The sequence below is a fragment of the Photobacterium kishitanii genome, assembly GCF_003026355.1.
In the GTDB taxonomy this organism is placed as follows: domain Bacteria; phylum Pseudomonadota; class Gammaproteobacteria; order Enterobacterales; family Vibrionaceae; genus Photobacterium; species Photobacterium kishitanii.
Genome location: NZ_PYON01000015.1, coordinates 37673 through 60565, shown reverse-complemented (window position 1 = coordinate 60565; position 22893 = coordinate 37673). Strand labels below are relative to the sequence as shown.

Below are 22893 nucleotides of genomic sequence, written 5' to 3'. Positions count from 1 at the left end.
TTAAAGTTGGCAGTATATAAACATATATCACAACCAAAGATGAAATTTATTTTCTGAATGTAATTAACCGCCACTATGCGCTCTCAGATATGCCGACTATAAAGTTCATATAAAACCAAAAAAACAGCCTTAACATATAACTTAAAAAACAAAAGCTTAGGTGAAAACTAACAGACTAACAAAACAAGAAGAAATAGTTATTTTTAGATTTATTTTATATTTAAAGATCAAAAATAAAATATAAATTACTATTTATTATGAGTCTATTAATCAGAATTTAAACAATATGAGTTATTTTTCAATGAAAATTAATCCAGATAGACGCTAATTTACAATTTTGATTGCTAAAAAAATATGCATTAAGCGCAAAAATCTTTCACTTTTTTGTTAATAAAAAATATAACTTATTTTTATTAACATAATGAAGATTCAATCATGCGTTGAATAACAGAATCACATCCGTTCATTTCATAGATACCACCATATACAGATAAGAAAAAGCCTTAGCCATAGCCAAGGCTTTTTATAGTAAAAACTATAAATTAGCGCTCTGGTTATCAATAATCTTAGTTAAATGACCAGTTAGTACCTACAGATGCACCGAAGTCATGCTGGGAATCATAAGATGATGTTACACCAATCGTCATATCTTGATCTACTCTAAACTTAGCACCAATAGCTGTTGCTGCTTGATTACCATATGAACCAATACCCATACCTATATTATATTTATAACCATTTAGCGGTGCTGCAATTTGTGTCATTGCCATCGCAGAAGCCGTTCCCGCATCAGCTCTCTTTCTTACGTGATAAATATCAGTTTGTAACTGATTAAATTTATTATCAACATAAGCCTTATTACTTGTATCAATATTATCAATACGATCAGAGTTATTCTGAATATTGGTACGATTAGTATTTATACCGTCAGTATTTTTACTAATATTGGTTTGATTTGTTGTCGCTAACTGTTTAGTTTTTGTTATCTCCGAAGTGTTCTTTTGCATATTTATCGTATTTGAACTGATATGAGTTGCATTATTATTAATATTAGTAATGTTACGATTAATAGAATCAGTATTAGTAACAATAGTATTTCTATTGGCATTAATACCTGCACTATTGGTCGCGATAGCATCTTTGTTGGTCGTTATACCTGTACTATTGGTCGCGATAGCACCTTTGTTGGTCGTTATATCTGTACTATTGGTCGCGATAGCACCTTTGTTGGTCGTTATATCTGTACTATTGGTCGCGATAGCACCTTTATTGGTCGTTATATCTGTAGTATTGGTCGCGATAGCACCTTTGTTGGTCGTTATATCTGTAGTATTGGTCGCGATAGCATCTTTGTTGGTCGTTATATCTGTACTATTGGTCGCGATAGCACCTTTGTTGGTCGTTATACCTGTAGTATTGGTCGCGATAGCATCTTTGTTGGTCGTTATATCTGTACTATTGGTCGCGATAGCACCTTTGTTGGTCGTTATACCCGTAGTATTGGTCGCGATAGCATCTTTGTTGGTCGTTATATCTGTACTATTGGTCGCGATAGCACCTTTGTTGGTCGTTATATCTGTACTATTGGTCGCGATAGCACCTTTGTTGGTCGTTATATCTGTACTATTGGTCGCGATAGCACCTTTGTTGGTCGTTATATCTGTACTATTGGTCGCGATAGCATCTTTGTTGGTTGTAATACCAGCGCTATTGGTGGCAACAGTCGTTTCAACAGTTTTAATTTTATTCTGATTAGCCGCTATGTCATCTTTTAATGGCGTAAGTTGGCCAACATTGACACCGTCAGTATCTTTAATACCTGCAGCCATATTTTCAATACGACGCTGCTGATATGGATTACCAATAGAAACTTGGCCGTCATTAGAATAAGACTGATTACCAATTGCAATACTGTTATTTTCAGCAACAGAACCAGCTCCTATTGCAACAGACTCACCCGCAGCTGATGTATGATTACCAACAGCAATAGACTCATTGTCACCCTTACTATCAGTACCAAAAACTAAATTACCTGTACCGCTAAAAGATGAATTTCTACCAACAACAACATTATCACTTTCTATGGCATCATGAACAACTGGATCCGAACCTGCATTTGGTTTATTAAAAATAATATTTGTCTCTGAAGCAAATGCAGATGTACTTATTAAAGCTGAACATAAAATAAAAGGAAGTATTCTCATTATTAAATCTCGAATTTTATAATTACTCTATAAATTCATAATTTAGTCAATATGTAAGAAAAATCCATTATAAAAAATCAATTATTACAATCGAAAACCTTAATTATAAAAACAACGTCCAATTATAAATCTGTAAGTTTTATCGATTATAAAACAAGTTACCTATTGTTTTATAAATAAAAAAACAGAAACAAAATGCATTTAATTCTAAATTTTAATATATAAGAACCAAGAGATTCACCATGGCAATATAATAAATGAAATCTATATATTCATTAATGATGCCCTATATGATGACATCCTTAATCAATATAGATTATTTTTTAATCAGCACTCATTAAATCAAAGGCTTTGAGCATAATGTTAAAAGCCCTATAATTATTTCTATTACTTAATAGTATCATCGGTTTTATTCACTATTCTTCGTTGTGATATCCCAGAGAATATTAATAATATAAGTACATAGTAATATTTGTTACTCAAATACAGCACTTACTAATAAGTCACTTAAAGCACTCAGTAAAAACATAAAAAACACTTAAAAATCATAGTAATAAATAGGAGGTAACATATGAGGTATAAACAAGAAAACCATCACCAATAAATAATATAAGTGTGTCCACTATGTAAGAAAAAAGTCAAAAAATGCTATTTAATCACAAATACTCACCACAATGACACAATAATGACATACCATTGCTATGCTATTAGCCGTTTACATTCACAATGATTAGCAAAGGTTATAATGAGCGAACAACTATCATCTCCCCCCACTATTATTTGTGAAACTATACTCCAGCAAATTGAACGAGGGTTATTTGCTACTCAATCAAAGCGACTACCTTCAGAACGGGAACTAAGCGAAATTTTTAATGCCAGTCGGCTTACGGTAAAACACGCATTACTACAATTAGAATCTCAGGGAATTATCTATAGAAAAGAACGTCGTGGGTGGTTTTTAGTGTAAGTTATATCAATAAATAATACCTAGACTGCGAGTAAAGGGGGATAATTCGCTATAAGAAAAGATCAAATAACAAAACATCACTTAACAATATTAAAAACGTAATTCCTCTTAATATATTGCTTAGATTCTAAACACCAAGATAGTGCTACACACTCAATTACTTTTATTGTTTTAACGAACTATCACTGCGTTCAAATACCATCTGACTTAGATTTTCAGCCATTTTTATTTACTGATTAAAACAGCTTGTTTGACTAATTATATTTTGATACGTTTATAACATGATAATGGCAGTAAGTAATATCTCACCCCTTTTCTTTTGGTGGCGCTCTTTATAGAGCGGCGCTGATATAGTTTTTTCTCATTTCTATTTCATTTTGCCGCCGGAAGGTCGCAAATGAATACGCCTATTATTATCCGTATTTTTTTACCTCTCCGGCCGCATTTTTTCGGAGAGCTTCATGAACACTCAACCATCAACAATTAGTCCTCAACAACAAGCCATCATTCTTACTGGTGATAGAGCCACGGGTCAACTACATCTCGGACACTATGTCGGCTCACTACAACAGCGAGTACATTTACAGCATCACTACCAACAAAATATTTTAGTTGCTGATATGCAAGGCCTTACCGATAACGGCCATAACCCCCATAAAGTTGCCACTAATATTGTTAATGTCGTTGCCGATTATTTAGCTGTTGGCATTGATCCTAAACTGACCACTATTTGCCTCCAATCAGCGATTCCAGCTTTGGCAGAACTGACCATGTATTATTCCAATCTAGTTTCGATTGCACGTTTAGAACGTAATCCAACAGTTAAAAGTGAAATTCAATCTAAAGCTTTTGGTCGTTCAATTCCTGCTGGATTTTTAACTTATCCCATCTCTCAAGCTGCTGATATTACAGCATTTCGTGCAAGCTTAATTCCCGTTGGTGACGACCAACTACCAATGCTTGAACAAACTAATGAAATAGTAAGAAAAATAAATACCATTGCCGGCAAGGATATTTTAGTAGAGTGCCAACCTTTACTCAGTAAAGTTGCTCGCTTACCAAGTACTGACGGTAAAAATAAAATGTCGAAATCGATGGGAAATACCATCACGCTTGGTGCTGATAGTAAAACCATTTCACAGGCAGTAAAATCAATGTACACCGATCCAAACCATCTTCGAGTGGAAGATCCAGGAAGTGTCGAGGGCAATATTGTTTTCACTTATCTTGATGCTTTCCATCCTGACAGCAATTATGTTGCGACATTAAAACAACAATATCGTCAAGGTGGATTAGGTGATGGCACCACGAAAAAAATCTTAGAGCAATGTTTACAAGATTTAATCGCTCCAATACGTGAGCGTCGTGCAGATTTTTTAAATAATAAAGACTACTTAATTGAGGTGCTAAAATCAGGCACTGAACACGCTAATCAACAAACTCAACAAGTGTTAGCTGATGTTAAACAGGCTTTTGGTTTGAACTTATTCTAATAATTAATATTCATGCGGCTTCATAATGCCTGTTATCGAGTATTAATACTAAAAAGTAGAGCATATAAAATCGTAATATAATAATCCTCACTAATTGACCATCAATTAGTGAGGATTATTATCGTTAGCCGCAGCGCTTACGAAGATTAATAGCTTAACATTGATTCTAATTTAGCCAATTTCCTTTTCAGTTTGCTTAAGGTCTGTGTTTTTTCTTTAATTAAATTTGGTCGTTGATTAATTTCGTCAATTTCATCTAACTTCTCACGTCGCTCTCGGGATGAAAGCTTATCGTAAATTAGACTATTTTTTAGATCGTTTAATTTATCTTTTTTATGAGCTATTTCGTCTTTCTCATCGCGTAAATCTTGCTCTGCTTGGCTTACTCTTTCTCTTATGCTAAAGAGTTCTTTGCCTTTATTGTAACCTTTCAAAAATAGGGTTGCTGTTTTTTGTGGGCAAACGCCTTGATAGCTCTGCCCCTTAGAACCAATAAAAAAACCATTATTTTCAGTGCAGTAGATAGTCAAGCCTTGATTGTAACCTAGTTGATATTCGTTGAAATTAGCGCGAACATTGTATTCCGAGCAAGCAGAACTTCGATCACTAAATTGAGAGGAAGAAGCGCCCTGTGAACCGTCAACATATCCCAATGCTGACCAGTTTGCTGTTTCGCATTCTTGCTGATTCATAACAGAACATGCTGTTAATGTTGAGCATAAAAAGAGTGTTATCGTAAGAGATTTTGTTGTCATAGCTAACTTGTTACAAAGAAATAAAGCCCGATACTCTATAGGTATTATTGTTAAAAATAAAGTTATCTATGTTGCATAAGTAATAACAAACTAGAAACTTATACTCTTTGCAATGATGATATGGGAATACACCAGTCTGTAGTGATTATTTCAACAGAATGATCAACCTACCTATCGTAGATAGGCTGATATATTGTAATATCTTACATCATAGACATGATTATTAACGCTTAATCCAATACATATCATTGGTAATAAAAAGTATTATTTTTCTTATAAAATACATTACTACAAAGCTATATGGGAAAATAGCCACCCCTAATAGATTATGCTTATAATAATGAATCCTTTTGAACCAATAAATAAAACCTAGTAGGAAATTAACACTTAAGATACTGATTAGAAGCGTATACATAAACATTATTCTTAATGATAAACAATATCTGAATTATTATCTTTTTATCTCCAACAATACCATTTATAAATAATTATTAAATCATGATAAAAACTATTATTACTTTAATAACAATGTTTACATTCACCATTTAAATGAAAACGGCAACTCCCATATTAATAGTCGATTGGTAATTTCAATAAATTATAGTTTATCATTGCTACAATTTATATTGATACATAACTCAATAATGAGCAATAAATGGCGATATATCACATTAACAATAAAATACTTGATATCAATAATCGTATAATCATAGACAGTAATAATAATTCAATTAAGATAAGTCAAAGTGAACTAAGGATTTTAATTAGCTTTATCAGTATGCCAACTAAAGTATGGAATAAAGATGAATTACTTCAGCAAGGTTGGCCCAATAGTATTGTTGTAATCAATTCATTAACAGTTGCTATCAGTAATCTACGGAAAGTATTCAAAGATGCAAATATTATCATATCTCATAAAGGAATCGGTTATTCCTTAAATGCTAATACCAAAATATCTCAAATTAACACCCAACCTAGCCATCAATTAAACGAGCTAGAATCACCACAGATAAAAACAATAAAACCCTCACTAATCAATATACTACTAATTAGTTCCATTCTGTTTTTTATGTTCTCTTTATGGTTTTATTATTCTTGGAACTACACTTATGTTTAGGCGAATAAATAATAAAACAAAGATCATAATTTCATGTTTACTCATAGGGATTTCATTATTTTTTACCTTACCTATATGGAATGGTTTTGGATGTAACGCTTTATTCCGTTACGAAAATAAAAACTTTATCGGTTATGGATATTGTAAAAGGGGAAGTGTTGAAATATTTCTTACCCAAAGAAACTCAAAACATACTGTTTTAGCAACTCATATTAACGCTCGAATTATCACATATAAAGGAAAAAACGCGCTTTATTTTTATAATTTAGAAACAAACAACCATTCAATCAGTAAATCGAATTTAATTACTATTAGCATGCTAAAGTACAACCCTTTCTATAGCTTTAAAAGTAATTATTTAAAAGATGATACGTTAAGTCTAATCCATAAAAAAGATTTAGAGACGATTCTTACAATTAATGAAGGGAGATTATCTTTTTTCTAATTTATTATAAAAAATATAATACATATATAATTATATTTAAAGAAACATCTTAACGGAAAAAGCCCCTGCTCTCGGTACAGCGCAGGGGGCTTTAGATAGTGATGGTAAACTGAAAGTCCACCTATAATAAATAACATCCTGTATATTTATTATTTTGTCCCTTGGTACTAGGCTGGAGACCTATAGAGACGGGGACCAGTAGATATAAGACAATAACCACACGTTGCAACTATGGTGATTTAGTGGCAACGTGCTGTTAGCGTATTATCGCCACTGGTTTTAGCGGCGCATTTGTTTCTGAGTTAATTCAACAGCACGTAATTGTGCCATCGCTTTAGCTAGATCCATTTCCGCTATTGCGAAGTTAACATCATCAGCATGCTTGTTGATGTTTTCTTCTGCGGCGCGTCGAGCTTCATCAGCGCGGGCTTGGTCGATGTCCTTCCCATGCATTGCCGTATCGGCAAGTACAGTTACTACGTTGGGCTGAACTTCAACTATACCGCCTGAGATATAAAGGATTTCTTCGGGATCCTTCAAATCTGTGACGAAACTCGCTACACCAGGTTTTAGTCGGCTCAATAAAGGAGAGTGACCAGGGCGAATACCCAACTCACCATCGGAGCCTGAAACTGCCAGCGCGTGAGCTGGACCAGAGAACAAGGGTCCCTCAGCACTTACGATATTGAGTTGGAACGTGTTCTCGGTAACGCCAATAGCCATAATGCCTCCTTAAGCCTTATAGAGTTTTCGCTTTTTCGAGTACATTTTCAATGCTACCGCAGTACAAGAATGCTTGTTCTGGAATATCATCATACTCACCGCTTAATAAGCCTTTAAAGCCTGCGATAGTCTCTTTAAGAGAAACGAAAATACCTTTTTGACCAGTAAATACTTCTGCTACGTGGTAAGGCTGAGTTAAGAAACGTTCAATCTTACGAGCACGAGATACAGTTAACTTATCTTCTTCAGATAATTCATCCATACCTAGAATAGCAATAATATCTTTTAATTCTTTATAACGCTGAAGTACAGTCTGTACACCACGAGCAACATCATAATGCTCTTGACCAACAACCAATGGATCAAGCTGACGCGAGGTTGAATCCAATGGGTCAATCGCAGGGTATAAACCCAAGGCTGCGATATTACGTGACAATACTACTGTCGCATCAAGGTGGGCGAACGTCGTTGCTGGTGATGGGTCAGTCAAGTCATCGGCAGGTACATATACCGCTTGAATTGACGTGATAGAACCAGTCTTAGTTGATGTAATACGCTCTTGCAGTACCCCCATCTCTTCAGCCAATGTTGGCTGATAACCTACCGCTGATGGCATACGGCCTAACAATGCTGATACTTCTGTACCTGCTAAGGTATAACGATAGATATTATCGATAAACAACAATACGTCACGACCTTCATCACGGAAGCTTTCCGCAATGGTCAAGCCTGTTAGTGCAACACGTAGACGGTTACCCGGTGGCTCGTTCATCTGACCGTAAACCATGGCTACTTTATCGAGTACCCCAGCATCTTTCATCTCGTAATAGAAGTCATTACCTTCACGAGTACGCTCACCAACACCAGTAAATACTGATAAACCTGAGTGTGCTTTGGCGATGTTGTTGATAAGTTCCATCATGTTAACGGTCTTACCTACACCCGCACCACCAAACAGACCGACTTTACCACCTTTAGCAAACGGACAAATAAGGTCGATAACCTTTACGCCAGTCTCTAGCAGCTCAGAGCTGTTAGATTGCTCTTCATAAGATGGTGCAGCACGGTGAATAGCGTATTTTTTCTTTTCGCCAATTTCGCCACACTCATCGATTGGGGTACCCAATACGTTCATGATACGGCCAAGAGTTTCTTCACCTACAGGAACAGAAATTGGCGCATTAGTATTAACCACTTCTAACCCACGACGAAGACCGTCTGATGAACCCATTGCGATACAACGAACAACACCACTACCAATTTGCTGCTGCACTTCTAATACTAACGCAGCATGTTCACTGTCACTAAGAGTAAGCGCATCATATACTCGTGGCACGCTATCTTGATTAAATTCAACGTCAACGACAGCGCCGATGACTTTGACAATCTTACCAGTACTCATTTGATATCCTCAAAATTCTGTTTAAACGGCTTGTGCCCCAGCTACGATTTCACTTAGCTCTTGGGTAATTGCTGCTTGACGGGCTTTGTTATATACAAGCTGAAGATCATTAATCAGCTCACCCGCATTATCTGTTGCAGCTTTCATTGCAACCATTCGTGCTGCTTGTTCACAAGCGATACTCTCAACGGTGCCTTGGTAGACTTGTGATTCGATATAACGAAGCATCAATTCATTGAGGATCGGTTTAGGATCAGGCTCATAGATATAGTCCCAACGACTTGCTTCATTCACATCTTCTGATGCGCTTTCCTCAAGCTCAGGGTTAGGTAACAACTGGGTTACCTTTGGCATTTGAACCATAGTGTTTACAAATTGGTTGTAAACCAGGAACAAGCGGTCAATTTTGCCTTCGTCGAAAAACTCCAACATTGCATTAACCGGACCTAAAATATCTTCTAGTTTTGGCTCATCACCAATACCTGATGTTTGTGCAATCACGTTGCCGAAGCGATGGAAAAACGAAATTGCTTTTGAGCCGATCAAGGTGGTATCTACGTCAACCCCTTGATCTCGCCACTGGCGCATATCTGCCATGGCTTTCTTGAACAAGTTAATGTTCAAACCACCACATAATCCTCGGTCAGAGGAAATAATGATGTAAGCTACTCGTTTTACTTCTCGCTCTTCAAGATAGGGATGCTTATATTCCAACGAACCGGAAGTTAAATGCCCGATCACCTTACGCATATTTTCTGCGTAAGGGCGGGTTGCTTCCATGTTGTGCTGAACTTTACGCATCTTACTTGCGGCAACCATTTGCATTGCACTAGTGATCTTTTGCGTATTTTGTACGCTAGCGATTTTAGTGCGGATCTCTTTTGCATTTGCCATGGTTAGCTCCTATCTACATTCATACTGCGTCGTCTGGACGGAAAATATTCTCGTTACTTAGTACGACTGCGTATCAACGAATGTTTTTAGAAGCTGATGCAGACTTGCTTCGATATCATCGTTGTAATTACCTGATTCATTGATTGAAGCAAGCAACTCTGCGTGCTGACTTTTAGCAAAAGCCATCAATGCTTCTTCAAATGCACCAATTTGAGATAACTCAACGTTGTTCAAATAGCCTTTCTCAGCAGAGAAAATAGCAAGTGCTTGCTCCGCCACAGACATCGGTGCGTACTGTTTCTGCTTCATCAACTCAGTTACTTTTTCACCGTGATCAAGCTGCTTACGCGTCGCATCATCAAGGTCAGATGAGAACTGAGCAAACGCTGCCAATTCACGATACTGTGCCAATGCGGTACGAATACCACCAGACAGTTTCTTGATAATCTTAGTCTGCGCAGCACCACCTACACGTGACACTGAAATACCTGGGTCAACCGCTGGACGTAAACCTGCGTTAAACAAGTTAGTCTGTAGGAAAATCTGACCATCAGTAATCGAAATTACGTTAGTTGGTACGAACGCTGATACGTCACCCGCTTGAGTTTCGATGATCGGCAAGGCTGTTAATGAACCGGTTTTGTCTTTCACTTCACCATTAGTAAAACGCTCAACATAGTGTGCATTTACACGTGACGCACGTTCTAGTAGACGTGAGTGAAGGTAGAACACATCACCAGGGAATGCTTCACGGCCTGGTGGACGCTTAAGCAATAGTGAAATCTGACGGTAAGCAACAGCTTGTTTTGACAAGTCATCATACACAATCAAGGCATCTTCACCGCGGTCACGGAAATACTCACCCATAGTACAACCAGCATAAGGAGCTAGGTACTGTAGTGCAGCAGCTTCTGATGCAGACGCAACAACTACAATCGTATTTTGTAGCGCGCCATTTTCTTCTAGCTTACGTACCACGTTAGCAATCGTTGATGCTTTTTGACCAATCGCCACATACACCGAGTAGATACCAGAATCTTTCTGGTTAATGATGGCATCGATAGCCATCGCTGTTTTACCCGTTTGACGGTCACCGATAATCAGCTCACGCTGACCTCGACCGATTGGTACCATCGCATCTACAGCTTTGTAGCCAGTCTGGATAGGCTGATCAACCGACTTACGGTCAATAACACCTGGAGCAATGATTTCTACCGGTGCGAAACCGTCATTGTCAATAGCGCCTTTACCGTCAATTGGTTGGCCTAGGGTATTAACTACACGCCCTAATAAACCTTTACCTACTGGTACTTCAAGGATACGACCGGTACCGGTCACTTTCATGCCTTCCGCAAGATCTGCATAAGGACCCATAACTACAGCACCAACAGAGTGACGCTCTAAGTTAAGTGCTAATGCATAGCGGTTACCGGGTAGTTCAATCATCTCACCTTGCATAACATCAGCAAGACCATTGATATTAATAATACCGTCGCTTACAGAGACGATAGTACCTTCGTTACGTGCCTGACTAGTCACATTGAAGGTTGCGATTCGTTGTCTAATTAAATCGCTAATTTCGTTAGAATTTAGTTGCATATCTATTACCTATTACGCCTGAAGGCTCGTTGCGAGTCGGTTGATAGAGCTTTTAAGCGTACCGTCAATTACTAGTTCTCCAGCTTTGATCAGTATGCCGCCTACTAGCGTTTCATCGATGTGGCAATCGAGCTCAACACTGCGATTTAATTTTTTCTGCAGCGCCTGTACTAAATTGGCTTGTTGTTGAATGCTTAATGGCTCAGTCGTTGTTACATGCGCAGTAACCATGCGTTCATAATCATCTTTGAGCTCATGAAACAATTCGACTACCTGAACAATCACATTTAGACGTCCATTTTCAGCCATTACTTTGATCAGGTTCTGGCCATGTTCGTCCAGTAGACCTTCACAAACGCCCAAGAACATGTCAGTAAACGCTGCTGAATCCTTAGCACCAAACTGTTCGCTGTCTTCAATCTGCTGAGCAATGATTGGTTGACTAGCAACCGTTGCTGCGATGGTCAACATTTGCTCCCATTGTTCCAATGCCTGATTAGCAACTGCATAATCAAATGCAGCTTTGGCATAGGGCTGAGCAATGGTTAGTGGATCTGACATAATGTGCTCTCCGCTTACATATCCGTGATAAGTTTATTAACAAGATCGCGGTTAGCATCAGTATCCAAATTGCGATTAATCAGTTTCTCTGCAGTCTCAATGACCATATCGGACATTTCTGCACGTAGTTCCTGACGAATGCGATTACGTTCGCTTTCTAACTCGGCTTGACCCTGAGCAACAATACGAGATTTTTCTTTCTCACCTTCTGCTTGGGCATCTTCGATAATCTGTGCTCGACGCTTATTACCTTGCTCAACTAACTCACTCGCACTTTTCTTCGCATCTTCAAGAACTTTTGCGCCATTCGCTTTTGCGATGTCGAGTTCTTTAGCTGCGTTTTCAGTATGAATAAGCCCATCTGCAATTTCACGCTGGCGCTGCTCAATTAACGCAGTAAGCGGCGGCCAGACATACTTCATGCATAACCAAACAAAAATCACAAAGGAGATTGCTTGACCAAGCATGGTTGCATTTAAATTCATACCATCCTCACTATTTAAATAACGTTATGATAAATAACGGTAGTTTTAGCTATTAAGCCACAGCAAAGATGATGTAAAGACCGATACCAACACCAATCATAGGAACCGCATCGACAAGACCCATCATGATAAAGAACTGTGTACGTAGCATCGGCATAAGATCCGGCTGACGTGCAACACCTTCAAGGTATTTACCTGCTAAGTTACCGATACCAGCTGCAGCACCCGCTGCACCTAAACCAATCAGTAGTGCACCAGCAACATAAAGAACTGCACTTACAATATCCATGAATGACTCCAAATTTATTAAATAGTTAAAACGTAAATCGAACTTAATTTATTAATGTTCTTCTGTTGCCATCGCAAGGTACACAACTGTAAGTACCATAAAGATGAAGGCTTGTAGGAACACAATAAGAATGTGGAATAGTGCCCATGGAACGCTAAGCGCCCACTGCATCCACCACGGCATCAACGCAATTAGGATAAAAATCATTTCACCTGCGTACATGTTGCCGAACAATCGAAGACCGAGAGAAATTGGTTTTGAAATTAATGTGACTAACTCCAAAACTAAGTTCACAGGGTAAAGCCATGGACTTTCAAAAGGTTGTGTCGTTAGTTCTTTAACAAAACCACGAATCCCTTTTGTTTTTAAGGTATAAATTATGATCAACATAAATACACCCAGCGCCATAGACATAGGCACATTGACATCCGCTGAAGGTAATTCACGGAAATGCTCAAAACCAAATAGACGAGCAAGTGCTGGAATAAAATCAACAGGCAATAAGTCAATTGCGTTCATCAAGAAAACCCAAACGAAAATAGTTAATGCCAATGGGCCAATTAACTTGTCTTTTGTTTGAAAAATTTCCTTAACAAGGTTGTTCACAAATTCATAGGTGATCTCAATGAAACATTGCAATTTACCAGGAACACCACTGGTTCCTCGTGAAGCAACGTATCTAAAGACACCGATAAACAGTAAACCTAACAACCAAACCATGAGCATGGAGTCAAGGTTAATGCTCCAAAAACCCTTACCCACAGTGAAGAATGTTAGATGGTGCTCAATATAATCGTGAGCGGTAGTTACTGATTCCACCTTACGTCATCCTAAATTGAGGTTTGTTAAGTATCGGAGTTAAAAAGCATCCCAAAAATGTAACGCTATATGCTAATAACATAATCTCATTATTAACCGGGATAAAACGAACCACTGCCAATATCATTAATGCGGTATAAACCCATTTAACTAGCGTATTAAGTTTGGCTAGATATTTAATATTAACTTCATTATTCATCTTCAATTTATATGCTGCGCTACCAAGCCCAAGCAATGAAGGAATAACAGCGATCGCAACACCTATAATTGCAGATTTCACACCAAACGTATTATTTGCAATACAAATGAATAATATAAATAAAAATCCAAGTATTGACTGTCCGAGTAATATGATTTTTGCTGCAGAAAGAATATCGTTACAACCTGAGTCTGCTTTCATATTTAAATCCTCTACACCGTCTGTATCTTAATTATTAATGCTCCTTATCTTAATTGTGTATATTACAGAAAATATAAAATCATTAATTAAGTACGGCATATACTACGCTACATGTTGAGCCTGTATAAAAACTGAATAATTTTTTAAATACTTTCACATCACAATAAAACGTCCAATTTCACAGCGTCATTAAATATATAATATAAACTTATATCTTATGAGGCTTCTCACTAATAGGCTTATTTTTCAATACGTTTAAGTCCACCGTGTGCAGTACAAAATTTACGTGATCAGTTTTGTGATAGCCATCAAAATAAATGCAAACAATGATTACCATTTTTGGCTCTTGATGTTGGTGCCCAAGATCTAGATTATCATGTGCGTATTACGCATAAGTAATCATTAACATATTTTAACTTTTCTTTACATCTCATTACTGAACATCTTTAACTGAATCGTATTTAAAAAGCGATATTTTCTCCCTAATTGCATTATTGACCATTTGCTGACAAATAGTTTTTCCATCATTTCTTACGTTTTTATTTAACAAATAACATCAAAAGTAATCAAATCGAATAACCTCCAAAATATGAAAAAAAATACTGACACGTTTATTAAACGAGCAAAAAATCGCCACTCAGAAAAATATAGTTACGCTTTTTTTGATTATATAAACGCCAAAACCAAAGGCATTATCACTTGCCCAATCCATGGAAATTTCAATCAACGGCCAGATGCTCACCTTGCAGGACATGGCTGCCCAGCCTGTTCTGGCAAACAAAAGATGGATATTCAGACTTTTATTGACCGAGCAACGGCCGTTCACGGTAACAAGTATTCCTATAAGGAATTTATATATAGCGGGACATTAGATAAAGGGATCATAAACTGTCGAACTCATGGCAATTTTGAACAGCGTCCTAATGCACATCTTGCAGGAAAGGGGTGCCCTCAATGTGCTTTGTCTTATCGCCATTCACAATCTGTCTACATAGCAAAGGCTAACAAAGCGCATCACAACCGTTATCGTTATGATCATTTCATCTATACTGGCGCACTCAAAAAAAGTGACATAACTTGTCTTATTCATGGTGATTTTACGCAACGAGCTGATGCACATTTACGTGGTTCAGGATGCCCTAAATGTACAAAAAACAAGCATAAGAAGACCACAAAACAATTTATCGAAGATGCAAATAAAATTCACAATAACCACTATAATTATTCATTATTCGAATATAAGAACATGAGAGTTAAAGGTATTATTATTTGTAATATCCATGGTGAGTTTTCCCAATTACCAGCGAATCATCTGGCGGGAAATGGCTGTCCTAAATGCGCCTTACAACGTAGGAAAAAAGCCAATAATATAAATAAACAGCCACCGATTAAATTATTACAGTCATATTAAAAAGACTATTAAAATTATTATTGGTGGTAATTACCTGTACGAGCCAATATAAAAACCATAATAATAAGCAACAACAATCTTATACTTTCGAACATACTGTTTGAGAGTAAGTACTATATGCATTTTAATTAATTAGCTTTGATTATTTTATTTCACTCTTTCGCTTATTCAGTATTAGCATTAATAATGGTTAAATTTATTTTCAGTTTTATCTAATCATGTAACGATTGAAGAGGCAGTGTTTGTCAGCCATAAAACAGCATTGGGTATCGTGTCATTGTCAGTTACACTAAGCACTAACAACTAAGTATCTTAAATGAATCACTTGAACGGCATATAGCATGACACAAAAAAATAACCCATTACACGGCATCACGTTAGAAAAAGTATTGATTGAACTTGTCGAGCATTATGGTTGGGATGAACTTGGCTCACGGATTAACATTCGCTGCTTTAATGATGATCCAAGCATTAAATCAAGCCTCAAGTTTTTACGTAAGACTGAATGGGCGCGTACTAAGGTTGAAAGCTTATATCTTGATATGATGCGCTAACAACCACCGATAAAAAAGCCGCTACATTCATCACTCGCTTGAGTTGAAATGTAACGGCTTTTTTCAACGAAATCTTGGTCTTAATCTGCACATAATGCAGCTACAACAGCTAATCTACGTTGTGATTGGGCAACAAAAGGATTATTAATATCCCACGCATAGCCAGCTAAAATTGCACATATCATTTGTTTAATTTTAGGATCAGGATTAGGATGAAAAATGACTGTTTGTAACTCTCCTGAATACCACCCTTCCACATAAGTACGGAAAGTATCAACGCCCAACATTAACGGCTCAGCATAATCACGTTGCCAATCAATGTTATCTCCGGCAAAAGAGCGTGTTAACACCCCCGCAGCTAACTGCGCAGATTTCATCGCAATTGTTACTCCAGAAGAAAATACCGGATCTAAAAACTCTCCAGCATTACCTAACAACGCATAATTTGACGTTGCCAGTTGGGTAACATTCGCTGAATAGCCCTCAATGGTTGCAGCTGTCGATGGATATTCTGCAGCAGCCAATACTGCCGCTAACCCTGATTCTTCAATAACCAATTGCTTTAATATCGAGATCGAATCATCACCATACTTCGCTAACCATTGTGGTGGCGCAACCACTCCTAATGAACAAGTGCCATTACTAAACGGAATTAGCCAATACCAGACATCGGCGGATTGAGGATGGACTGAAATTAAAATCTTATTGCGATCATATTCCACCTCACAACGGTTAACATCAATATGATCGGTGACATGACAAAATATCGCTTGCCGTGGTGGTAAATGTGACGGTTTTTCTAACCCCAGTAATCGTGGCAATACTCGACCAAAACCGCTCGCATCAAGTACAAAATCCGCTTCTAATGCATACTGTTGCTGTTGCTGTTGAGCATCCGTAATTGTAAGTACTGACTTACCATCTAAACATTCAATCGCTTCAACGGTGTGCTCATAGCGAATCTCAACCCCTTGAGCTTGCGCCTCATCCGCTAACACTTTATCAAAATGTCCACGCTGAACTTGATAGGTTGTTCCTGCTCCTGGAGTAAATTTATCGCTAAAATCAAACGCGGTATAACGGTCTCGATAACGAAAAGCAGCACCATCTTTAAACTGAAACCCAGCCGCAGTAACTGCATCTAACATTTTCGCTTGTTCAATAACCTCCATACACGCAGGCAGTAAACTTTCGCCAATGGAAAATCGAGGAAAGGTGCTTTTTTCTAATACAATCACATCAATGTGTTGCTGATGCAATAATGCAGCAGCAACAGAGCCTGAAGGGCCAGCACCAATAATAACCACTTGCGTACGCTGTTTTTGATTCACAATCGCTATCCTTACGTTACATTTTATCCAGCTTGCAACGTGAGTAATGTATGGCCTAAGCCTATATCATCCTCACGCTCAACAATAATAAAGCCCGCTTCTGTTACAAGCTCTAAAAAATCTTCACTACGATAAAAACGACTATTGCCATTCGCTAAACAAGTAAAATATAGCGATGTTGCATTTAAACAATAAGACGCAGCCTCATAACGTTGAGTATCCCAAAATAATTCTAAAATATACACTTTGGCATCTAGACTCATTGCTTGCCTTACACGACGTAAAATACTTAGAATTTCCATTGGAGAAAAACAATCTAGAAATTGACTCATCCACCACACATCAGCACCTTGTGGAAAAGCTTGATCACGATCAAGCATATCCATCGGATAGCCTTTAATCCGATCAGAAAATCCAGCCTGCTCTGCATTGACGGTTGCAACGGCAATCTGCTGTGGTAGATCAATAATTGTTACTTCAACATCTTGATTATGCTGACAACATTGCAATGCCCATTTACCCGTATTACCACCAATATCAAAAATTCGTAAAGGTTGGTGAGTAAACACTTTGTCTAATAATAACGGAAATGAACGATCTGAATAAAAATGATCGAATGCAAACCAACTTTGTTTCGCCTGTGGTGACAATTGTGATAAACCCTGATAGATAGTTGGCCAATCACCGAGTTCTTTAAGCCCAGCCGGCTTACCTTGTTGAATGGATTCTGTTAAATGCATCATTGCGGCATAACAAACATCCGCAGTAAAATCCATGTTCGCATTCGTCATGCCATCATGTAATAAAAAATATCCAAGATTAGCTAAACAATATTTATCCTGATGCCAAGTAACAATATATGCACTTAACGCCATATCTAGTAAAACTTTAACACCATATTCCGACACATTAGTAACTGCTGCAATTTGTTCAGCATTAAGTCCATTTTTACCTGCATCATCCAATACTTGTAATATTTTTAAATCACGCAAAGTTCGAGCGGTATGAAAAATAATCGGCGAAAAAGCTAATTTCTGAGCTTCCGTTTTCGCCGCTAATGCATTGAATGGATCTGTAGTAAAACGAGTCACACTGCACCTATTAATCGGGAGAGATAAAATAAAGTCGCTATTCTAACGAGCTACTATCAAGATGTACTGTTTAAAAACAAACAATATCGATAATTACACAGATATCAGCAACCAAAACAAAATCATCAATTAAAATAAAAAGATTTAATTGATGATTATAAATTACACAGTTATCTGATTGATTTAATGATAAACTTTATTAATGTTTATATTAATTTTGCAAGTACTCTGATTATTTAGTTGTTTGTGTGGAGCCTATGAATACAATTCACTTCAATATTGACCATTGGATTGCCCTTGCACCGGGTTTAACAACCCAACAAGATTGGCAGACTTGGGCTAAAAACCCACAATTAATTGATCCTCAGCCACCAGTAGCAGATAAAATACCACCAATGATGCGCCGTCGCATGAGCCCTCTCAGTAAGTTGGCACTCCAAACGGCGCTGATGATTACAGCATCAAATAATATCGACTATATTGTTTTTTCAAGTCGACATGGCGAATTACACCGTACCGTCAAGCTAATCAAAGATATTATTAATGGTGATGATGCGTCACCGATTGCTTTTTCACAATCGGTCCATAATACTGCGGCTGGTTTATATACTATTGCAGCCAAACAACCCATCGCAGTTACCTCATTAGCTGGCGGGGAAAATAATCTCCATATGGCACTGATTGAGGTTGCTTGTTATCTCAACCAACATCCACATCATCGGGTACTTATGGTCGATTTTGATCAACCATTACCGATTGAATATCAACAATTTGAACAGTACCAATACCCAAGTTTCGCGCTTGCAATGGTGATATCTAATGGGAATAACTGCCAATTAAGTTGGCGACCGACCTTCAAATTAACCAATGAACCTCAGCATAGTGTTAGTTGTTATCCACAGACACTAACGATAATTAAGCACCTTGCCAATAAAGATAGTCAATGGTCAATTAATGCTCAACACCAACAGTGGCAGTGGCGATATCAATCATGAGTACACTCTCAATAGCACAGCGACTCAATAAGAGCTGGCGTATTATCGCAACCGCAGGATGCTTCAGCCTTTTTGGTTTAGGTGCCCTTTTGCTGACGTTCATGATATTTCCGCTAATATCACTACTTACACCCAATCACCAGCAACGAGAAATCAAAGTACAAAGCACCATTCAACGTACTTTTAATTTTTTCTGTCGCACAATGCGATTTTTAAAAGTGATTGATTATCGCTTTGACAATTTGATCGCGCTTAAAGAAGACAAACACAGTTTAATTGTTGCTAATCATCCTAGTCTAATTGACTATGTCCTTATAGCTTCACAATTGCCACAATGTGATTGTCTTGTTAAAGCTTCTATTTGGCGAAATCCCTTTATTAAAGGTATTGTTAAAGCTGCTGGTTATATTCCCAATCGCGATCCTGAATCACTATTAGAAAGCTGTAACCAACGCCTACAACAAGGTAATGTATTACTGATATTTCCAGAAGGAACACGTACAACGGCGACTAAAACACCAAAGTTGCAGCGTGGAGCAGCACAAATAGCCATTCGCAGTCAGGTTAATATTCGTGTCGTTCATATAACAGTATCACCGAGCTTTTTAACCAAAGAGCAAAAATGGTATCAAGTACCCGATAAAAAGCCTTTTTTCTTAATTGAAATAAAAAACAAAATTAGTATAGAGTCGTATTTAAAAGAACATAGCTCGCCAACAACTGCGGCTCGACAACTCAATAAACATTTAGCCAGTACTCTTTTTCCAACAGACGTTTGAGCTACATTTATACTGTCGTTAACCCTTAATACAAGCAGGTAACATGGAACAACTACATACAGAATTAAAAACGTTAATTATCGATGTGTTAAATTTAGAAGATATTACTGTTGAGGATATCGATACCGACGCACCGCTTTTTAACGATGGTCTAGGATTAGATTCTATTGATGCCTTAGAACTTGGACTGGCAATCAAGAAAACATACAATATTGTTATTGATGCTGATGACACTAATACCCGTCAACACTTCGCATCAATCGCTAACCTTGCTCATTATATCTCACAGAACAAAGCGTAATTATTATGACTCAAATTAATAACGACCAAATTTTTCATCAAGTCCAAGCACTTTTAGTCGAGCTATTTGAACTTGATGCTGAGGATATCCATTTAGAATCAAACCTCTATCAAGATCTTGATCTTGATAGTATTGATGCTGTTGACCTTGTTGTACGCTTGCAAAACCTTACTGGCAAAAAAATTCAGCCCGATGAATTTAAAAATGTACGCACCGTTGATGATGTCGTTATCGCAGTTGCTGATTTGCTCAAGGCTGAATAATGATAATGCGTCTGCTAACAATATTGTCAGCCTTAGCACTGATCGCCTACCCTGTCGCCGTTTATTACGGCATTAGCCGCTGGGGATTAGCAACTGTAGGTGCATTGCTGGCAGTATTTTTCATTGTACGGATCATTGCAGCAAAGCAGACGCAACTTAAAGAACTAAAGTATATTGGTTGGTTAAGCGGTGGCGCTGGAATAGCCTTAGTTACATTAGGCTCATTATTTCGCCAACAAGGGTTATTATTATACTATCCGGTTATTGTCAATATCTTAATGCTAGGGCTATTTAGTAGCAGCTTATGGCAACAGCAAAGTTTAATTGAGCGTTTAGCACGTATACAAGAGCCTGATTTACCTGCAAGTGGCGTAAGCTATACCCGTAATGTCACTAAAATATGGTGTGTATTTTTTATTATCAATGGCACTATTGCATTAATAACTTGTTTTATGCCACTGCATATATGGACATTATACAATGGCTTTATCAGCTATATATTAGCGGGAAGCTTATTTGGTATCGAATGGTTATGCCGACAATGGTATCGCAATAAAAACACCCAATAAGTAAGCACTAACTTTTATCAAAAACTAGAGAACGGCTATGCATACAGCTATATCCCCTTCTGCTTTAACATCATTATCAACCTTAATGCAGCGCCCTACTCATCATCTCAATAATGTGGCCATTAATGGTACAACACAGCACTCATGGCCTCAGTTTCAAGCGCATGTTTTTAGTTTAAGCCAACAATTAGCGCTAACTAAACAACAACGCTTTGCCATTTGCTGTAAAGACAGTTACATCTTTGCCGTTGCTTTTATGGCTGTTATTCACGCTAATAAAAAATTGATTTTACCGAGTAACCATCAACCAGCAGCACTGGCTGAATTAAGCCCGCATTTTGATGTGTTATTGCACGATACTGATACGCAAATTCCAGCATCGTTAGTAACCATCAACCTAAGCCCCTTGATCCACCAGCATCAAGCGTTAACCTCAAAGGCAGTGTTCCCAACATTAATACTGGCTGATATTGAATTAACCCTGTTTACTTCAGGTTCTAGTGGCACACCCAAGGCGATTATAAAAACCCTTGATTTACTCGACAATGAAATCGCCCAACTTGAAGCAATCTGGGGACAACAGTTACAACACAACCATATTTGCAGTACCGTATCGCACCAACATATTTATGGATTATTATTTCGCGTATTATGGCCGTTGTGCTGCGGTCGTAGTTTTGATTGTTTTAATCTCGACTATCCGGAACAGGTGCAAGCCCAAGCCTCAACAAGTAACATTTTAATCAGTAGTCCAGCACTACTAAAACGCCTCAATAATAGCGTTACTTCTACTCCTTATAACGCCATTTTTTCATCTGGTGGCCCATTACCATTTGCCGCCGCGCAACATTGCCAGCAATTCTTAGGCGCACTGCCGTTTGAAGTCTTTGGTAGTACCGAAACGGGGGGGATTGGTTATCGCCAACAACAGCAATCTACGACACCGTGGCTACGGTTTGATGTGGTTAAAATCGCGGTTAATGTCGAACAATGTTTAAAAATTCGTTCTCCCTTTGTTGATCCTAATCAGTGGTATCAAACCTGTGATCACTGCCTATTAATTGATGATCATTATTTTGAACTCAAAGGCCGTACCGATCGAATCATTAAAATAGAAGAAAAACGCATATCGCTAACTGAAATCGAACGACGTTTATGTCAGTTAGCCTGGATTGATGAGGCGGCAGTATTACCATTAGAACGACAACAACGATTACAAATCGCCGCAGTGATCACCCTAACAGCCCAAGGTACAGAGCAACTAGAGCGAGTAGGAAAAGGACAGTTTTGGCTATTATTACGCCAACAGTTACGTCAATGGATAGAGCCAATTGCTATTCCTCGACGCTTTCGCACAATTGCAGCAATTCCATTAAATAGTCAAGGGAAACGCCTGATGCGCGATCTTGAAAACCTATTTAATGACCACAACTAATGAAGTAATAA

Annotated in this window: 24 protein-coding genes; 11 read left to right on the top strand and 13 right to left on the bottom strand. The window is 37.8% G+C overall.

The annotated features are described in order from the left end of the window. Positions 1-566 precede the first annotated feature (566 nt). On the bottom strand, positions 567-2204 hold the full coding sequence (locus C0W29_RS15970; RefSeq protein WP_107277786.1) for a YadA C-terminal domain-containing protein: 1638 nt from the start codon (positions 2202-2204) through the stop codon (positions 567-569). Positions 2205-2949: 745 nt separating this feature from the next. On the opposite strand from C0W29_RS15970, the gene C0W29_RS15965 reads away from it, so the two are divergent. Further along, on the top strand, positions 2950-3171 hold the full coding sequence (locus C0W29_RS15965; protein WP_080888879.1) for a GntR family transcriptional regulator: 222 nt from the start codon (positions 2950-2952) through the stop codon (positions 3169-3171). Positions 3172-3632: 461 nt separating this feature from the next. After that, positions 3633-4664: a tryptophan--tRNA ligase gene (gene trpS, locus C0W29_RS15960; RefSeq protein ID WP_045042879.1), complete on the top strand. Its 1032-nt coding sequence runs from the start codon at positions 3633-3635 to the stop codon at positions 4662-4664. Positions 4665-4810: 146 nt separating this feature from the next. Here the strand turns inward: trpS and C0W29_RS15955 are convergent, their stop codons facing one another. Next, complete coding sequence (locus C0W29_RS15955; RefSeq protein WP_235869038.1) at positions 4811-5356, bottom strand: DUF2799 domain-containing protein; 546 nt, start codon at positions 5354-5356, stop codon at positions 4811-4813. A 718-nt stretch (positions 5357-6074) separates the two neighbouring features. Here C0W29_RS15955 and C0W29_RS22025 point away from each other — a divergent pair. Next, the gene (locus C0W29_RS22025) at positions 6075-6536 is read left to right on the top strand and encodes a winged helix-turn-helix domain-containing protein (RefSeq protein ID WP_052671675.1); all 462 of its coding nucleotides are present in this window, start codon (positions 6075-6077) and stop codon (positions 6534-6536) included. 724 nt (positions 6537-7260) lie between these two features. Here C0W29_RS22025 and C0W29_RS15940 read toward each other — a convergent pair. The 9 genes from C0W29_RS15940 to C0W29_RS15900 are packed head-to-tail and all read right to left on the bottom strand — an operon-like array spanning position 7261 to position 14153. After that, positions 7261-7704: a F0F1 ATP synthase subunit epsilon gene (locus C0W29_RS15940; RefSeq protein ID WP_036791564.1), complete on the bottom strand. Its 444-nt coding sequence runs from the start codon at positions 7702-7704 to the stop codon at positions 7261-7263. A 16-nt stretch (positions 7705-7720) separates the two neighbouring features. Next, positions 7721-9106 (bottom strand): F0F1 ATP synthase subunit beta, encoded by a 1386-nt coding sequence (gene atpD / locus C0W29_RS15935; RefSeq protein WP_036791566.1) that lies wholly within the window; start codon positions 9104-9106, stop codon positions 7721-7723. Positions 9107-9127: 21 nt separating this feature from the next. Beyond that, positions 9128-10000 carry a F0F1 ATP synthase subunit gamma gene (gene atpG / locus C0W29_RS15930; RefSeq protein WP_036791569.1) on the bottom strand — a complete coding sequence of 291 codons (873 nt, stop codon included), beginning with the start codon at positions 9998-10000 and terminating at the stop codon, positions 9128-9130. Between the two features lie 57 nt (positions 10001-10057). Further along, positions 10058-11599, bottom strand: coding sequence for a F0F1 ATP synthase subunit alpha (atpA, locus tag C0W29_RS15925; protein WP_036791571.1), 1542 nt, complete (start codon positions 11597-11599; stop codon positions 10058-10060). Positions 11600-11611: 12 nt separating this feature from the next. Further along, positions 11612-12160 carry a F0F1 ATP synthase subunit delta gene (locus C0W29_RS15920; protein ID WP_036791573.1) on the bottom strand — a complete coding sequence of 183 codons (549 nt, stop codon included), beginning with the start codon at positions 12158-12160 and terminating at the stop codon, positions 11612-11614. Between the two features lie 14 nt (positions 12161-12174). Then, on the bottom strand, positions 12175-12645 hold the full coding sequence (gene atpF / locus C0W29_RS15915) for a F0F1 ATP synthase subunit B (protein WP_036791575.1): 471 nt from the start codon (positions 12643-12645) through the stop codon (positions 12175-12177). 52 nt (positions 12646-12697) lie between these two features. Next, positions 12698-12934: a F0F1 ATP synthase subunit C gene (gene atpE, locus C0W29_RS15910; RefSeq protein WP_036791577.1), complete on the bottom strand. Its 237-nt coding sequence runs from the start codon at positions 12932-12934 to the stop codon at positions 12698-12700. A gap of 51 nt (positions 12935-12985) precedes the next feature. Beyond that, complete coding sequence (gene atpB, locus C0W29_RS15905; RefSeq protein ID WP_036791580.1) at positions 12986-13753, bottom strand: F0F1 ATP synthase subunit A; 768 nt, start codon at positions 13751-13753, stop codon at positions 12986-12988. Between the two features lies 1 nt (position 13754). Then, positions 13755-14153: an ATP synthase subunit I gene (locus C0W29_RS15900; protein ID WP_036791582.1), complete on the bottom strand. Its 399-nt coding sequence runs from the start codon at positions 14151-14153 to the stop codon at positions 13755-13757. Between the two features lie 589 nt (positions 14154-14742). On the opposite strand from C0W29_RS15900, the gene C0W29_RS15895 reads away from it, so the two are divergent. Continuing rightward, a complete protein-coding gene (locus C0W29_RS15895) occupies positions 14743-15564 on the top strand; it encodes a hypothetical protein (RefSeq protein ID WP_045042883.1) in 822 nt (273 codons plus the stop codon). Positions 15565-15905: 341 nt separating this feature from the next. Continuing rightward, on the top strand, positions 15906-16118 hold the full coding sequence (locus C0W29_RS15890; RefSeq protein ID WP_036791588.1) for a VF530 family protein: 213 nt from the start codon (positions 15906-15908) through the stop codon (positions 16116-16118). Positions 16119-16198: 80 nt separating this feature from the next. Here the strand turns inward: C0W29_RS15890 and C0W29_RS15885 are convergent, their stop codons facing one another. After that, the gene (locus C0W29_RS15885; protein ID WP_045045291.1) at positions 16199-17449 is read right to left on the bottom strand and encodes an NAD(P)/FAD-dependent oxidoreductase; all 1251 of its coding nucleotides are present in this window, start codon (positions 17447-17449) and stop codon (positions 16199-16201) included. A gap of 23 nt (positions 17450-17472) precedes the next feature. Beyond that, entirely contained in the window at positions 17473-18540 is a 1068-nt protein-coding gene (locus tag C0W29_RS15880; protein ID WP_045042885.1) for a methyltransferase, read from the bottom strand. 257 nt (positions 18541-18797) lie between these two features. Between C0W29_RS15880 and C0W29_RS15875 the strand changes: the two genes are divergently transcribed. The 6 genes from C0W29_RS15875 to C0W29_RS15850 are packed head-to-tail and all read left to right on the top strand — an operon-like array spanning position 18798 to position 22882. Continuing rightward, complete coding sequence (locus tag C0W29_RS15875; protein WP_045042886.1) at positions 18798-19535, top strand: beta-ketoacyl synthase chain length factor; 738 nt, start codon at positions 18798-18800, stop codon at positions 19533-19535. Further along, the gene (locus C0W29_RS15870) at positions 19532-20314 is read left to right on the top strand and encodes a lysophospholipid acyltransferase family protein (protein WP_045045292.1); all 783 of its coding nucleotides are present in this window, start codon (positions 19532-19534) and stop codon (positions 20312-20314) included. Before C0W29_RS15875 ends, C0W29_RS15870 begins: the two co-directional genes overlap by 4 nt. Positions 20315-20357: 43 nt before the next feature. Further along, positions 20358-20615 carry a phosphopantetheine-binding protein gene (locus tag C0W29_RS15865; RefSeq protein ID WP_036791603.1) on the top strand — a complete coding sequence of 86 codons (258 nt, stop codon included), beginning with the start codon at positions 20358-20360 and terminating at the stop codon, positions 20613-20615. A 5-nt stretch (positions 20616-20620) separates the two neighbouring features. Further along, entirely contained in the window at positions 20621-20878 is a 258-nt protein-coding gene (locus C0W29_RS15860) for an acyl carrier protein (RefSeq protein ID WP_036791606.1), read from the top strand. Positions 20879-20883: 5 nt separating this feature from the next. After that, on the top strand, positions 20884-21447 hold the full coding sequence (locus tag C0W29_RS15855) for a COG4648 family protein (protein ID WP_045042928.1): 564 nt from the start codon (positions 20884-20886) through the stop codon (positions 21445-21447). A 37-nt stretch (positions 21448-21484) separates the two neighbouring features. After that, on the top strand, positions 21485-22882 hold the full coding sequence (locus C0W29_RS15850; RefSeq protein WP_045045293.1) for an AMP-binding protein: 1398 nt from the start codon (positions 21485-21487) through the stop codon (positions 22880-22882). Positions 22883-22893: the final 11 nt, after the last annotated feature.

Excerpts from the sequence above, each read along its gene's own strand:
- C0W29_RS15895 (WP_045042883.1), top strand. The coding sequence starts at position 14,743 with ATGAAAAAAAATACTGACACGTTTATTAAACGAGCAAAAAATCGCCAC.
- C0W29_RS15920 (WP_036791573.1), bottom strand. The coding sequence starts at position 12,160 with ATGTCAGATCCACTAACCATTGCTCAGCCCTATGCCAAAGCTGCATTT.
- C0W29_RS15875 (WP_045042886.1), top strand. The coding sequence starts at position 18,798 with ATGAATACAATTCACTTCAATATTGACCATTGGATTGCCCTTGCACCG.
- C0W29_RS15970 (WP_107277786.1), bottom strand. The coding sequence starts at position 2,204 with ATGAGAATACTTCCTTTTATTTTATGTTCAGCTTTAATAAGTACATCT.
- C0W29_RS15850 (WP_045045293.1), top strand. The coding sequence starts at position 21,485 with ATGCATACAGCTATATCCCCTTCTGCTTTAACATCATTATCAACCTTA.
- atpD (WP_036791566.1), bottom strand. The coding sequence starts at position 9,106 with ATGAGTACTGGTAAGATTGTCAAAGTCATCGGCGCTGTCGTTGACGTT.
- C0W29_RS15900 (WP_036791582.1), bottom strand. The coding sequence starts at position 14,153 with ATGAAAGCAGACTCAGGTTGTAACGATATTCTTTCTGCAGCAAAAATC.
- C0W29_RS15855 (WP_045042928.1), top strand. The coding sequence starts at position 20,884 with ATGCGTCTGCTAACAATATTGTCAGCCTTAGCACTGATCGCCTACCCT.
- C0W29_RS15870 (WP_045045292.1), top strand. The coding sequence starts at position 19,532 with ATGAGTACACTCTCAATAGCACAGCGACTCAATAAGAGCTGGCGTATT.
- C0W29_RS15860 (WP_036791606.1), top strand. The coding sequence starts at position 20,621 with ATGACTCAAATTAATAACGACCAAATTTTTCATCAAGTCCAAGCACTT.
- C0W29_RS15955 (WP_235869038.1), bottom strand. The coding sequence starts at position 5,356 with ATGAATCAGCAAGAATGCGAAACAGCAAACTGGTCAGCATTGGGATAT.
- C0W29_RS15890 (WP_036791588.1), top strand. The coding sequence starts at position 15,906 with ATGACACAAAAAAATAACCCATTACACGGCATCACGTTAGAAAAAGTA.
- atpA (WP_036791571.1), bottom strand. The coding sequence starts at position 11,599 with ATGCAACTAAATTCTAACGAAATTAGCGATTTAATTAGACAACGAATC.
- C0W29_RS22025 (WP_052671675.1), top strand. The coding sequence starts at position 6,075 with ATGGCGATATATCACATTAACAATAAAATACTTGATATCAATAATCGT.
- atpF (WP_036791575.1), bottom strand. The coding sequence starts at position 12,645 with ATGAATTTAAATGCAACCATGCTTGGTCAAGCAATCTCCTTTGTGATT.
- atpE (WP_036791577.1), bottom strand. The coding sequence starts at position 12,934 with ATGGATATTGTAAGTGCAGTTCTTTATGTTGCTGGTGCACTACTGATT.
- trpS (WP_045042879.1), top strand. The coding sequence starts at position 3,633 with ATGAACACTCAACCATCAACAATTAGTCCTCAACAACAAGCCATCATT.
- C0W29_RS15940 (WP_036791564.1), bottom strand. The coding sequence starts at position 7,704 with ATGGCTATTGGCGTTACCGAGAACACGTTCCAACTCAATATCGTAAGT.
- atpG (WP_036791569.1), bottom strand. The coding sequence starts at position 10,000 with ATGGCAAATGCAAAAGAGATCCGCACTAAAATCGCTAGCGTACAAAAT.
- C0W29_RS15865 (WP_036791603.1), top strand. The coding sequence starts at position 20,358 with ATGGAACAACTACATACAGAATTAAAAACGTTAATTATCGATGTGTTA.
- C0W29_RS15965 (WP_080888879.1), top strand. The coding sequence starts at position 2,950 with ATGAGCGAACAACTATCATCTCCCCCCACTATTATTTGTGAAACTATA.